Raw genomic sequence first — 14,958 nt, 5'->3', positions numbered from 1 at the left:
AGACAAGTAGTGCACCAAAATAACAAAAACTTAAAACCTTATCAAAACATAAGCGGAGATACTCAACAACAAATTGATGCTTTCCAATCACCATTAACACCAACACTGGTAATAGCTGGAGCTGGTACCGGAAAAACTCTAGTCTTAGCAAAAAGATTTGAATACTTAGTCAGAACAAAAAACATAGATCCAACCAAAATACTAGCCATCACCTTCTCTAATACAGCCACAAAAAATATGAAAAACAGAATTTTCAAACTCCTAGAAGACGTACCTTCAATCAAAGAAATACAGAATAAATGCCACATCTCCACCTTCCACAAATTCTGTATGCACCTAATAGAAGAAGAAATAGGAACAATCCGAAAAGAAAAAATCTATGGAGAAAACAGAGAGAAAAGACTAATACTAGAAATAGTTAAACAAGAAGAAATACCCAGAGGAGGTCTAGAAGACACAAGAAGAGTAATAAGCGAACTTAGATGAATCTGCAAAAAAAATGATAAGCCTATCTTCACAGAAGAAGAATTATCCAGAGTAAGAGAAGAAATAATAAGACCACTAACAGCAAGAAAAATCTCCAACTTTCTATACAACAACATTCTCCATCTCTACAAAAAATACGACCAAAAACTAAAAGAACTAAATGCATACACTTTAGATGACATATTGTTAGTAGCCTACCAACTACTAAAAAATCCAGAGGCAGCCAAAAAATGATCAAACAAATTCGATGCTATTCTGTGTGATGAGTTCCAGGATATAGATGATGTTCAATTTGAAATACTAAAGAAACTATCTGAACACAATAACAACATCCTATGCGTAGGAGATCCAGACCAATCTATCTATGAATTCAGAGGAGCTGTACCAGACATCTTCAATAAATTCAAAAAACACTTCTACTCCCTAGGAAAAGAAGTAAATATCAGAAAACTAGAAATGAACTTCAGATCTACACCAGAAATACTAGAGATATCAAATAAATTAATATCATTCAACCACAAACAAGATGGTTTATCTAAAACTTTACATGCTTCCAATCCCTCACTAGGAATCCCCGTAAACCTACACCTAACCAACTCCAACACCTGAGAAGAAGACTGAATAATAGAAAAGATAATAGAGTTAAACGAAAAACAAAAAGTACCCTTAAAAGAAATAGCTATTCTTACCAGAAATAAATCACACAAAGGTCTAATAGAGAACAAATTACTAGCCAAAAGAATTCCCTACGAAAACAAAACATCAATACACGAATTCCTAAATAAAGAAGAAATTAAAGACCTAATAAGTTGACTAGATATAGCTCTCATAAACAACAACAAGATACTAGGAAAAGCCATGAAAAGAGTAATAAATAAACCAAGAAGAGGAATAGGGGTCAAAACAATAGAAGAATTATTTAAGAACGGATGAGAAGTTGCTGTTCAAGAAATAATGAGATTCAGCATAGACAAAAAAATAATCGCTTTCAGACAAATATGTAGAAAAATACAGGAAATAGCTAAGAAACCAGACTCACAAGTAAGTCCAGAACAAAAAATACAAACAATCTTAAAAACATGTCAAATATTCGAATACTACAGCGGTCATCCAAATAAATTCGACCATCTAAGAAGTTTCCTAAGTGGAATAATTCCAAATTCAAAAAGCATAGAAGAGATAAAAGAAAAAATAACTAGATTCAATCCAAGAAGCCTAGACGGAGATGATCTAATAATAAGTACCATACACAGAGTAAAAGGTCTAGAGTTCGATTACGTTTTCCTCATGAGATTCGACGAAGACAAACTCCCTTCAAATATATCCATAGACAAAACAAAAAAAGGAGGTTTCAACTATGTAGAAGAAGAAAGAAGACTAGCTTATGTAGCCATGACCAGAGCCAAAAAAGGATTATTCCTCTCCTCCTCAGCTAAAGACAGTGAAAGAGGCATCTCTAGATTCTTAAAAGACATAAAAGATTTAATACACGAAATAATTGAAGATGAATCAGAAGAAAACAAATATCTAGAGGAAGAAGAAAATGAAACAGATGACTACGAAACTATAGATTTACTAACAGAAGAAGAATCAGAATTTATAGAAGATGACAATTAACTGAAATAAATTATCCGCAGCACAATACAAAGTAATAACCGCTCCTCTTCAATATTCTCTTATTAGTGGTTGAACTAGGGAAGAAACCGCAAGACTAGCAGCCATAAAACTTGGCCACCTAATAGAAAACAAGGAAAAAATAAATAGACCCTCTCAAGTCCTAATTATTACTTACGAGCTTCAAGACCTAGATTTATTCAGAAAAGAACTAGAAAGCGTTCTAGACAAAGAATTTAAATATTGAGCCAACAGAATAGGGTATCTAAACTATGAAACCTTAAAACAAAACTTCACAATACAAGAATATCAACCAAATGGAATAACAAAACCCAGAATACTCTGAGAAAAAATATCTCAGGAAAGAAAACTTGTTTTTGTCCTTGGAAACACTCCATTTAAAAAACAAGATCAAGAAAACAAAAACTTCATAAAAGAACTATTCAGTCACGTTGTAACCCTATTCTGAACCTACGAAAAAGATGAAGAATGGGTCTGAGAATGACTATCTCATGATGAAAAACACAACTACATATCACTAGCTAAAGACTACCTAGAAACCAAAAATAAATACTATGAAAATCCAGATAATCAAATCAAAATAGATGAAGAAGAGATAAATCAACTAATAAACAACACTAATGAAGCTCCATATGAAAGCTACTGAATAATAGGAAAAATATACAAAATACAGAAAGAAAACGGATCATACAAAGACTGCCGAATCTACACCAACACAGAAGAAGAAAAAAGAAAATACAATCTAATATTCCCAGAAATATTCAGAAACGAATTCAAAATATTTATCAATTGACTAGAAATAGCCAACCTATCATCCTTCGAAAAAATAGACAAAGATCTACTTGATTTAATAAACAACAAAAAAGATAAAGAAATTCAAGAAACAGTAGAAAGAATACAGGCCAAAGAAACAATTAAAGATATATTTCTGGAATTATTGAGTAGCGGAAAATTACCATACATGCACGGAAAACAAATTGAATTTCTCTCCATTATTGAAGGACTAAACCACAAACAAGACATAGAAGAAATAAAAGAAAGAATTTGATCTAAATCACTAGATACAAAAAATTCCTACAGCCTAGCACTTACTAAACTAGAAAAACCAACACACAAACCAAAATATGCCTTTCTAATACACCCCGAAGAACCCACAGAAGAAGACCTACAACTATCTACAGAAAAAATATTTGTCTACTGCTACTCAGAATTCGAACAATACAAAAAATATGACGCTATTCAGGAAAAAAAAGAAGAAGAAACATACAAAGTCTTATGAGAAAGCGTAAAAGAAAAAGAAACAATAGAATTCATATCAAGATATAAAGGCGAAATATCCAATCCCAAAAACAAAATCTTTTTAGTCTACCCAGATGAAAGCAACTGAAAACAAACTCTATCTAAACACCAAATAAGAAATTTCTCCTTCTACGAATTCTTAAGTACCATCTCTAAAAGACCATATACACAAAAAATAAATCCAATAACCCAGAAAAAAGCTTTAATTCAAACCTACTTAGAACAATTCTCTGTTCCTAAAACATCATGAGACTCCTTCTATAAAGCTATATGCTTGATGAGAGACTGCGACAGAATAGAGAGAATAAGCGAACTATCCGACTTCCAACAAAAACCAGAATTAACTAATCTATTAACAAAAAAAGAAATAAATTATGTATATGAAATATACAGAAAATACAAAAACGAAACTAAACACAAACCAGAATACAAATTCATAGACATCCTTGCCCATCAACATTTCCTACACAACCAAAATCAAATAGAAAAACTGTGCCGAGAAAAAATTTCAGACTTAATATTCCTAGACTACTGCCTACTATCAGAAGAAGAACTAAGCTGACTAAGCAAAATAATTGCAGCAACCGATAGCGTATTACTAATTTCTAAACACAACTCAGAAATATACAAAAGCAAATCACAAATCCAAAACTTAGGAAAACAATTACTAATTGCTAAAAAAAGAACTCTCACAGAAGAATACTCTCCAACAACCAACTACTCCCTTTCCCTCCTAAATAAACTACTTGGCTCTAACCTAACCAACCCAGACTTACCAGGGGAAAAACCAATTACCTACATAGCTAATTCACAAGAAGAAGAAATCAACTGAGTTAAATCCAAAACACAAACTCTCTCAAACTTCGTAATACTAGTTAAATCCCAAGAAACAGTAGAAAAACTAAAACCTCACTTCTCAAGTTCAACTGCTATCTACCAAATGAACGCCTTGAACGAATTTAAATACGAAAACGTATTCATAATGAACTTAAACAGCAACTTCTGTTCCTGAGCAAACCAACATCAACACTCCCAACTCTTCTACAACGCAATAACCAGCACAATAAAAGGATTATTCCTATCCAGTGACTCACAAGATATATCCCCTATACTTCAAGAAATAAAAGATCTAACAACTATAGAATCTGAACCCGATCAAATAGAATACCTCAACTACATAGAAGACTTAAAAACGGAAATAAAAACTGCTCAAGAATTAAACAAATCTTTTGTAATAGTGACCTCAGATGAAAATAAATACATAGAACTACACTTAAATAGATTCATGGACGAAAGCCTATCCCTCTGTTCTTTTCCAAACGAAAATTTCCTGATTTCAAAACTCTCTTCCATATTCCTAGAAGACAAAGAATTCCAAGAACTATTTAAATTAGATCTGCCAGACTATATATCTACCTTAGAAACCATATACAAATGCAAAAAACACCAACAAGAATATACAAACAATAAAGAGTTGTTAAATAGAATCTTTAACGAACTAAACATCTGAATACAAACAAGAAAAAACGTAAATTACCAGATCAAAAGAAACACAACAGACTTACTATTTGAAACAATCAACAACTGTCAAAACTTAGATGATCTAATAAAAAAATCAAAAATAGAAATCTTAAATATAAAAAAACACGCCGATATAGACAAACAAGAACCAGTAGACTACGTCTATATACTTGGCGATCAACAATCTAAAAACATAAAAACAATAGAAGGGCTCTGAAAAACTAAAGTTAAAGAAAAAATGATTTTGGTTTTTGAAAAGAAATTAATCTCTGTCTAACTAACAACCTTAAAAATCAAAAGTATGTCTCTAAATAAAAGAATTTAAACAAATCTAATAATCATATTCGCTAAAAACTCACTTTTCACACACTATTGTGAAAACATGATACTTACGAGAAGGATGGGGAGCTAATTCATGCCTCTCATCCTCACAAAAAATCGATCTGCCATATTTTTTTCTATATTCTCGAGGCACTCATTCAAATTTTTTTGGTTCCAACTTATACACATAATCATCGATACACCCGTCAACATCCATCAGCCTATTACACCCAGAAAAATACTTTTGACGTCATTCATACCTAAATTTATAATCGTACTCTTCTTCTATCTGCCGAACTGCTCTTCTTAACTCTTCTTCTGTTTCTTCCTTTTTATGTCTTAATTCATCTAAACCTACTTCCGTTTTTAATGGAGTAGTATTGTTACGCGCCTTTATTTCTCCGTATACGTAATAACCTCCAAAATTCACTCCTAATAAACCACAGATAGTAAATAAGACAGTTTTAGAATTTCGCATTAATTTTTTTGATCAAAAATTTCTTAAAAATCGCCAAACTACTAACTCCCATACTTGCTTTTCAATATCAATAAACGAAAATTCGCCATTTTAGCGCTTATTGAAAAAAATAAACTAACCTTTATCATTAAATTTTTTACTCAAAATTCTATCTCCTAGAAATAAAATGCAAAAATCAATATAGAAAAATTATCTAATTTATTTAAATATTCAAATTTGGTAAGTCGGAAAATACAAATATATCATCAGATAACAAAAAAATTGATTACGCATTAGTATTGATAGACAAACTTAAAAAATACAAAAATGTGAGCAGATATTAGAAAGTAGAATAAGCGAAAGAATATTTTTCTTCATAAAGTAATATCTCCTAATTAATAGCAACAAGAAATGGTCATACAAAGAAAAGTCGAAAAATACTATTGACACAAAAAACTGGCAAGAGTTTCCTGAAAATACCTGAAATTAAAAGTTATGAATTTCTATAGAGAAGTATGAATTTTCGTAAACAAAGAACCTCAAAAAAACTAAATCTTTAAATAAGTTTCACTCCAATAATTACCTCATTCCATAGCTTTCTGATACTCGCTTTTATGTGAAAAATCTTTGTCATATTCCTTCTGAAACATATTTACCAAACTATCTAGTATCAAATTAAGAGCAATAGGATTCTTCAATCCTTCACTTCACAAATCATATGAATCATTTACCAAAGCAGAACTATTCTTCAATAAATGAGAAATACCTCTAATAGAAGCAGAATTCTCTAAAAGTTTCCAGTCATCTTCATTAGCTAAAACAATCAAGTTATCTACTGTATCTTTAAATTCACTTATCTTACTATTACCTAAATTAATATTCCCTAAATTCCATCATCATCCATGATCATCTACTGCAAATAATTCCTCTTCAGACTCATGATCATGTTCTTCATTGTGTTCATGTTTCAACAAAGTATCAGGAATAGCTTGTCTTAAACCGATATCTTTATATAGGAAAGGATACCTAGAAATAGTCTGCATCATACTATCTCCGTTTCCAAAAGAATCAGGAGGAAATACTACTATTCCAAACCTTTTAGAATTAGTATCTATTCTTTTGTTGCTCTCGGGACAAAAATTATTATCTACTACACCTATTTTCTTAAAGTACTCCCTTATATTCTTAAATCTCTCTTTAATTTCTTTCCCTATCTCAGCTGCATTCTTCATAGCATTTTTCATTGCATCTTTCCTAGAATCAGAAGCAAAAGCTTCCTCAAATGAATCACTCTTAGTGAACTTATCAATCAAGAATGCTGTCTGATATAGAAACAACATAGACTCCCTTTGACTACCTTCTGCCATAGGAGTAGAACCAGGCATAGTCTGTTCTTCCAATGCTGCATGATGAACTAAAGTAGGACTATGATTCAAATAATTAATAGTTCACGATTTTCCTTCTCATTCAGACAACAAATCTAATTCCTCTTCTGCGAATATCGCTTCAGCATATCTATGAGCTATCTCATGATCTAAATGAGAATCTGAATTAAATAAATCCTCGCTATCTAATCACTCCTTAAAGCTAGGTTCTGAATCATCAGTATCAAACTGATTTCAAAAATCTATATATCTACCAAATCTATAAATAGAGTTAACATGCACCTTGTCATAATTCTTCACATATTGCTTAAATGACTTAGCAACACTATCACATTTCTCCGTTTGACTAGCTTTAAAACAATTAAATACACTCTCTCCAAAAACAGTAAATGGATCTCTAGAAGCTCTATGATTAGTAATTATTAAGTGTTTATGACTAGGCAATATGTCATAAGCATCACTAATTTGTGGATAATCATCTACCACAAATTGCTCGAGCAATAATAAAGAAGTCTGCTTTTGATTTCAAAATTCATTATTCCTATGAGATAAACCAGCATCATAGATAGTCTTATCTCATAGACCATCCCCAAACTCCTGAATCTTTGAAAATAAAGAATCTAACTTAGCTTGTAAATTCCTAGATAATTTTTTCTTATTGTCAGAAACATTATTGTTGACTACTAAATACTTATCTACATTAGATAAATAGTCAAATGGTTTTGACTTCCTTAACTGGTAAGGATAATAATCAGGACTTATCCCTAAGCTTAAGAGTAAATCAGCCTGACTATTGTAATTAGTGATTATTTTGTAACTACGCCTACCCCCGAAAAAAGAAGAGGAGACAGTTCCTGTAACTAGTAATAAAGGTAAAACTAACTTGTAATTAAATGTCTTTCCTTGAAGATACACTTGTGCACATCAAATAAAAATGAATCTTAATTACTTTATTCGTCGCTACCTGTATTTGTTTCTTTAGATTTATCAGATTCAGCAGAAGAATGACAAGCGCCTTCACATTCACAAGAAGGGCAACAACCAAAGAAGTAATTAGCTGGTGCATGGCAGCGATGGTGATGAGAAAAATTGTGAGAACAACAACAATTGCAACTACAGCATGAACATGAAGATGAACAACATCTAGAAGAACATCCACATGAGTTATGTGAGCAAGAGCAAGAACAGCAGCAAGACATGATTAATTTTTAACATCTTTATTATATATAAATATTTCCGAAAAACACAAAATAATTTAATTATTTTTGATTACCCGACGAAGTAGTAGTTTTGTGTGTGCCATTTATAAAATGTTCATGCCAATAACTCCCTCAATCCATAGCTTCTTGATATTTGCTGTTTACGTTATTGGCGCTTCCGCTACTGCTGCCTGTTCCAGCGCTGCCATTATTAGTCCCCTTAAATTCAGTATCATACTGCCTCTGGAAAATATCAACTAAATTATCTAACAATAAATTAAGAGCTATAGGACTTCTTAATCCCTCATTTCATAAGTGATATTTGTTGTAACTAACATGATATCCCTTGTTGTTTCTTAGTTCTGGCTCATTTCCTTGAACTTTTCTAATATCTATTTCTTCAAAATTAGCGCTATCGCTTCCTTTCGCTTTATTAGAAGCCAGCAAAGAACTTGCAGCTTTTAAAGTTCCAGAATTTGGATCTTTAAGAAGGTTTCAGTCATCTTCGTTGGCAAGAATCAAAATAGTATCTGATTGACCTCTGAATTCCAGTAAGTTAGTTGGATCTAGATGCGCACTACCAATTTTTCACCATCAACCATTGTCATCTACTGAGAATATTTCATGGGATAGATCATCTTCATCATGATCTTCATGAACTTTACTTGCTGTAGCAGTAGTTAATAAGTTAGCAGGTATAGGCTGTCTAAGACCTATATCTTTATATATAAAAGGAAACTTAGACATGGATTGGATAGTTGCCTCTCCTGCTCCGAAAGCGCTTGGCGGGTAAGTTAAAACTGTGAAGGTTTTGGAATTGGTTGTTGTTCAACTGGGATTGTTTCCTTCGGGATTGAAAGAAGAATCAACTACTCCGATAGCCTTAAAGTAATCCCTGATTTTTGAAATTCTTGTCTTTATATTTGCAGCTATCTCAGCAACATTATTCAATACGTTAGTCATCGCATCCTTTCTATGATCAGATGCAAATTCAGATTTAAATTCTGAACTTTTAGCGTACTTATCTATAGAAGCTGCAAATTGATACAGGAAAACAATAATGTCCTTCTGAGATCCTTCAGCTAAAGGAGCAGTACCAGGAAGAATTTGTTGTTCTAGAGCTGGATGGTGGGTTTTTGAAGGTTTAGAAGCAGTAAAGGGTTTATAGCCTATCTTGAACTTATCTTTATCTATTGAAGTTTTTCAATCACTAGGTGTGTCACATTTTGCATTGCCATTACTATCATCAGCTCAAGTATGCAACAAACATAACTCTTCCTTAGTAAAAATAGTGGTTTCGTATTTCTTGGCCAGTACCTTATCCACCTTATCATCCAAACTAAATAATTTTTCTTTTGTTATTCACTCTTCAAAACCTAAAGTCTTCATTTGTTCTTTGTTTTCTTCAATCAATCTATTTCAAAACTCAATATACTTCCCAAATCTGTAAATAGAATTGATTTCCTCCAAGTTATAATTGGCCATATATTCCATAAATTTCTTAGCAAGATTATTACTATTACAGTTATTGCCATTGCCTGCTCCTGAACTTCCCTTATTCTTAAAACAATTAAAAACCTCCTCTTTAAATATCGTATAAGGATCTCTAGCCGCTCTGTAATTAGTTACTATTAGTTTTTTATGTACCGGTAAAAGGTCATACCCGTCTTCAATATTCGTATAGTCATCAGCAATAAATTGTTCAATAAACAAGAGAGTTGTCTTTTTATTATTTCAAAATTGATTATTCCTAAAAACTATCCCTGTATCGTAAAGATCTTCATTTCATAAAGAAGATCCAAATTCCTTTACTTTAGAAAGAAGAGTATTAATTCTGGACTGTAAACTCTCCTTTATTTTCTTTTTCTCGTCAGATACGTGATTATTAACAACAATGTACTTATTTACATTAGTCAGATAGTCATATAAGTTAGTCTTCTTGAACTGATAAGGATAGTAATCAGGGGGGATCTGTAGGCTAAGTAGCAAGTCAGCTTGGCCATTATAGTTAACCATAATCTTGTACTCAACAGTAGATCCAGTTCCTCCGAAAATACCTATAGAAGAGGCCGAAGGAACTGCTATCTTGAGTATGGTCTTCTTATTTATTAAAAGAGAGCTAAATGGGAAATCCAAAGACTAAAAGAATCCTTATTTAAAAAACAAAAAAATAAATTTGAAACGTTAATAAATAAAGATTTGAATTAAGTAAATGAATTGATGAAGGATAAATAGAAAAAGAATCTACTTACTAAATTTAAAGATGGCTTTTCACACTGAATTATATCTGACTTTATGAGCCAATAATCCTTTATTTCTTTAAATATAGTTAGAGTGAGAATCTCAAACTCCTTCTTTTACAATTTGTCAATTTTCCTGCATGCACTTTTTAAGCTGTTCTTTGGAAGCTGCATATTCTTTAGTTTTCGGAACATTTCTGCACATATCAGAAGCTCTATCTTTAAAAGCTTCGAATCTTCTTCTTATAGTATCGGGGGCAAACTGCTCCACTTCCTTCATAGCTTCATAAAAAATACAAGTGCTTTCCAAAGTTCCTCAAAGTGTCATCTCTAAAAACTTACTATTAAGTCTAGAAACTTGAATAGCTAACTCTTTCTTAATAAAAAATTTGTATTCGCTATCCAAACAAACTTTTAATTTATTTTGTCTGGTTTTCTGTTGTTTTGCTAGCCCCTTTTATAAAGTACTGATTCCAATAATTTCCTCAATCCATAGCATTTTTATATTTGTCTTTATTATTGTTGTTGTTTCCACTGCTGCTACTTCCTCCGACGCTACCACTGTTAGATGTTCCATTTACAGACTGAAATTCAGAATCATATTGTCTTTGGAAAATATCTACTAAACTATCTAAAAGTAAATTTAAAGCTATAGGGCTTCTCAAACCTTCATTTCATAAGTGATATTTGTTGTAGCTAACGTGATATCCCTTATTGTTTCTTAATTCTGGTTCGTTACCTTGAACTTTCTTGATATCTATTTCTTCAAAAGAAGCACTATTTCCTGTTTTTTCTTTATTAGAAGCCAACAAAGAACTTGCAGCTTTTAAAGTTCCAGAATTTGGATCTTTAAGAAGATTTCAATCATCTTCATTAGCCAATATAAGAACGGTGTCTGATTGCCCTCTGAATTCAAGTAGGTTAGTTGGATCTAGATGGGCGCTACCTATTTTTCACCATCAACCATTGTCATCTACTGAGAATATTTCATGGGATAAGTCTTCATCTTCTGCAGCATCATGAGCTTTAGATACTGCGGGACTGGCAGCAGTTAAATTAGCCGGTATTGGTTGCTTTAAACCTATATCTTTATATATAAAAGGAAACTTAGACATAGATTGAATGGTTGCCTCACCTGCTCCAAATGCACTAGGAGGGTAAGTTAAAACTGTGAAGGTTTTTGAGTTAGTGGTTGTTCAATTTGGGCTTGTTGCTTCAGGATCAAAAGAAGAATCAACCACCCCAATTGCTTTAAAGTAATCCCTAATATTCTTAATTCTCTCTTTAAAGTTTGCAGCTATCTCTCCAACATTACTCAACACATTTTCCATTGCTTCTTTTCTTAGATCGCTAGCAAATTCATGACTAAATTCCGAACTCTTGGTGTACTTATCTATTGAAGCTGCAAATTGATAAAGGAAAACAATAATGTCCTTTTGAGATCCTTCGGCTAAAGGAGCAGTTCCAGGAAGAACCTGTTGCTCTAGAGCTGGATGGTGAGTTTTTGAAGGTTTGACTGTCTTCTGATAATTAATTTCAAATTTTTTGCCATTAATTTTTTCACCATACTTAGATGCATCTGCACACTCCGTTTTTTCATCTTTTTCTTCTGCCCAAGCATTCAAAAAACAAAGCTCTTCTTTAGTGAAAATAGTAGTTCCATACTTCTTTGCTAATTCTTTATCTACGTTATCATCCAAGCTAAATAATTTCTCTTTAGTAATTCAATTTTCAAAACCCAAAGTCTGCATTTGAGTTTTATTCTCCTCAACTAACCTATTTCAGAACTCAATATATTTCCCAAATCTATAAATAGAGTTAATTTCTTCCAAATCATAATTCGCCATATAACTCATGAATTTCTTTGCTAATTTATTATCAGAACAACCGCTTCCGCTTGGATTCTTAAAACATTCAAAAACTTGCTCATCAAAAATCGTATAAGGATCCCTAGCTGCCCTATAGTTAGTTACTATTAACTTCTTATGTACTGGTAAAAGGTCATATCCGTCTTCAATATTCGTATAGTCATCAGCAATAAATTGTTCAATAAATAAAAGTGTGGTTTTCTTATTATTTCAAAATTGATTATTCCTAAAAACTATCCCTGTGTCATAAAGATCTTCATTTCATAGAGAAGATCCAAATTCCTTTACCTGAGAAAGAAGAGCATTTATTCTGGACTGTAGACTCTTCTTTATATCTTTCTTGTTTTGAGACACATGATCATTAACAACAATATATTTATCTACATTAGTCAGATAGTCATATAGGTTAGTCTTTTTGAATTGATAAGGATAGTAATCCGGAGGTATTTGAAGACTAAGTAACAAGTCAGCCTGGCCATTGTAGTTGACCATAATCTTGTACTCAACAGTAGATCCAGTTCCTCCAAAGATACCTATAGAAGAGGCTGAAGGAACTGCGATCTTGAGTATGGTTTTCTTATTTATTAAAAGGGAGCTAAACGGGAAACCCAAAGACTAAAAGAATCTCTATTTAAAAGTTAAAAATGAACTCAAGAACTAATAAATAAAGATTGAAATTAAATGAACGAAAAATATGCAAACAAAAAAACTCTATTTGCTAAATTTAAAGATAGTTTTTATAGTTTAATTATATCTGTTGATCACTTGAAATAGTTCCAACTGTCTCTTCTTCATAAGAATCACTACTCAATATAGACTGAAATTCATTTTCTTGAATTACCTCCTTCTCCAAATTATCCATAAACCCCTTTTTCAACTCTTCATAATCCTTAGGTTTAGGTACATACTTACATACTTCTTGGGCGCTGTCTCCAAGTTCAGTTCCAAAAGACATATTTTCAAATTTTGAAGCTTTAATAGAAAGCATTTCGTGATAAAAACATTTCTCTTCAAGAGCCGATCAAACAGCTGTCTCCAAGGCCTTATTGTTTAATCTAGAAATCTGACTTTTTAGTTCACTACCCTTAATATCAGAAGTTCTTAAATCTTTAATATGTTCATCTAAATTTTCACAGAGATGTTTAACCTCTCTACTTTTGTTATCTTCTGCAAATTTATCTTTATTCGAATTGATAACCAAACAGCTTCATTCAATAATAGACTTAAGGTTTCTAGTATTTTCTACATCAACTTTTGAATTACTAAAAGCTCCTCCAAAGGAAGCTCCAGCTACTGCTGTTGATGTAACAGCTATAGCTCCTGAAATAATGGATATCAAATTAAAAATATTCATTATCCGATTCTTTGTTATTTAGTTTCCAGAGATTCTGTTTGAGCTCCTAGAAACCCGTTAATTTGCCTCTCTAAATCCGATCTAAACTTTTGCTTCTTCTGTTCATAATTAGCGCTCTTTTCTACAAACCTACAGATGTTTTCATCGATTCTAAAATTTGGGTCTTGTATAGAAACTGCTTTAGCATAGAGATCCGGATTGCTTACTTTAATTTCTTTCAAAATATCCAAATACAAACAACTTCCATCTAAAACTCCTCATAAAATCAATTCCAAAACCTTATTATCCATCCTAGAAATCAAACTAGCTAATTCACTATTTTTAAAAACTTGATTCTGTATTTTCTTAATGTGTTCATCTAAATTTGTGCACATCAATTGAATATCTTCTCTTGTAAATCCCGCTTCATCATATGAATTCGGATGTTCATAACTATAGTCAAAAGGTTTGGCTAAAAACTCAGTTTTACGAAATCAAACAACACTTGGCAATTGAGAAAGATCAGAAAAGATTTCTTCATTTGAATTAAGGACTGAACAAACCTTTTGAATAATAGATCTAAATTTATTTACGTTCTCTCTATGAACTTTTGAGCTATCAAAAGATCCTCCTAAAGAAGCTCCAGCTACTGCTGTTGATGTAACAGCTGAAACGCCACTAACAGCTGCTAATACTTGAGAAATATTCATTTTTTGAATAAGAACTTTATCGATTATAGAGAAAATTATTTATCAAATAGGTAAAAACTACATATATGTTATTTTTAACTTTATCTGAAACGAAAACTGTACGTTAAACACTTAAGAAGTGTCTTTTACTATTTTGTTTTGGCTGACGCTGTATTTTCTTTATTGGTTCCCGTTATGAAATATTTATTCCAATAATCTCCTCAATCCATAGCTTTCTTATATTTGTCTTTGTAATCGCCATTAGTGCCGCTGGATGCTCCAGTCCCTACATTATTAACTCCCTTAAATTCCGGATCATATTGTCTTTGGAAAATATCAACTAAGCTGTCCAACAACAAATTCAAAGCTATAGGACTTCTTAATCCTTCATTCCATAGGTGATATTTGTTGTAGCTAACGTGATATCCCTTATTGTTTCTTAATTCTGGTTCGTTACCTTGAACTTTCTTGATATCTATTTCTTCAAAAGAAGCACTATTTCCTGTTTTTTCTTTATTAGAAGCC

10 protein-coding genes and 1 pseudogene are annotated in these 14,958 nt (G+C 32.0%); 3 read left to right on the top strand and 8 right to left on the bottom strand.

The window, feature by feature from the left end:
- Window positions 1-9: 9 nt before the first annotated feature.
- Together H6411_RS03020 and H6411_RS03015 are read left to right on the top strand one after the other, a co-directional pair.
- Window positions 10-2,103, top strand: coding sequence for an ATP-dependent helicase (locus H6411_RS03020; protein ID WP_216083170.1), 2,094 nt, complete (start codon window positions 10-12; stop codon window positions 2,101-2,103).
- On the top strand, window positions 2,093-5,218 hold the full coding sequence (locus H6411_RS03015; RefSeq protein WP_216083169.1) for a hypothetical protein: 3,126 nt from the start codon (window positions 2,093-2,095) through the stop codon (window positions 5,216-5,218). The genes H6411_RS03020 and H6411_RS03015 overlap by 11 nt, the downstream gene beginning before the upstream one ends.
- Before the next feature lie 54 nt (window positions 5,219-5,272).
- On the opposite strand, the gene H6411_RS03010 is transcribed toward H6411_RS03015, so the two are convergent.
- Both H6411_RS03010 and H6411_RS03005 read right to left on the bottom strand, forming a co-directional pair.
- Window positions 5,273-5,740 (bottom strand): hypothetical protein, encoded by a 468-nt coding sequence (locus H6411_RS03010; protein WP_216083168.1) that lies wholly within the window; start codon window positions 5,738-5,740, stop codon window positions 5,273-5,275.
- 527 nt (window positions 5,741-6,267) lie between these two features.
- Window positions 6,268-8,019, bottom strand: coding sequence for an iron ABC transporter substrate-binding protein (locus H6411_RS03005; protein WP_216083167.1), 1,752 nt, complete (start codon window positions 8,017-8,019; stop codon window positions 6,268-6,270).
- 149 nt (window positions 8,020-8,168) lie between these two features.
- On the opposite strand from H6411_RS03005, the gene H6411_RS03000 reads away from it, so the two are divergent.
- On the top strand, window positions 8,169-8,309 hold the full coding sequence (locus H6411_RS03000; protein WP_216083166.1) for a hypothetical protein: 141 nt from the start codon (window positions 8,169-8,171) through the stop codon (window positions 8,307-8,309).
- A gap of 54 nt (window positions 8,310-8,363) precedes the next feature.
- Here H6411_RS03000 and H6411_RS02995 read toward each other — a convergent pair whose 3' ends face one another.
- The 6 genes and pseudogenes from H6411_RS02995 to H6411_RS02970 form a co-directional block, all read right to left on the bottom strand.
- Window positions 8,364-10,439 (bottom strand): iron ABC transporter substrate-binding protein, encoded by a 2,076-nt coding sequence (locus tag H6411_RS02995; protein WP_216083165.1) that lies wholly within the window; start codon window positions 10,437-10,439, stop codon window positions 8,364-8,366.
- Between the two features lie 183 nt (window positions 10,440-10,622).
- Entirely contained in the window at window positions 10,623-10,949 is a 327-nt protein-coding gene (locus tag H6411_RS02990) for a hypothetical protein (RefSeq protein WP_216083164.1), read from the bottom strand.
- Between the two features lie 13 nt (window positions 10,950-10,962).
- The gene (locus H6411_RS02985; RefSeq protein ID WP_216083163.1) at window positions 10,963-13,023 is read right to left on the bottom strand and encodes an iron ABC transporter substrate-binding protein; all 2,061 of its coding nucleotides are present in this window, start codon (window positions 13,021-13,023) and stop codon (window positions 10,963-10,965) included.
- A gap of 136 nt (window positions 13,024-13,159) precedes the next feature.
- Complete coding sequence (locus H6411_RS02980) at window positions 13,160-13,765, bottom strand: hypothetical protein (protein ID WP_216083162.1); 606 nt, start codon at window positions 13,763-13,765, stop codon at window positions 13,160-13,162.
- 14 nt (window positions 13,766-13,779) lie between these two features.
- The gene (locus H6411_RS02975) at window positions 13,780-14,454 is read right to left on the bottom strand and encodes a hypothetical protein (RefSeq protein WP_216083161.1); all 675 of its coding nucleotides are present in this window, start codon (window positions 14,452-14,454) and stop codon (window positions 13,780-13,782) included.
- A gap of 128 nt (window positions 14,455-14,582) precedes the next feature.
- A pseudogene (locus H6411_RS02970) lies at window positions 14,583-14,958 on the bottom strand (hypothetical protein); the annotation flags it as partial.

It is taken from the genome of Candidatus Mycoplasma haematohominis (assembly GCF_902712995.1).
Lineage (GTDB): Bacteria > Bacillota_I > Bacilli_A > Mycoplasmatales > Mycoplasmoidaceae > Eperythrozoon_B > Eperythrozoon_B haematohominis.
This window is presented reverse-complemented; position numbering and strand designations above follow the sequence as displayed.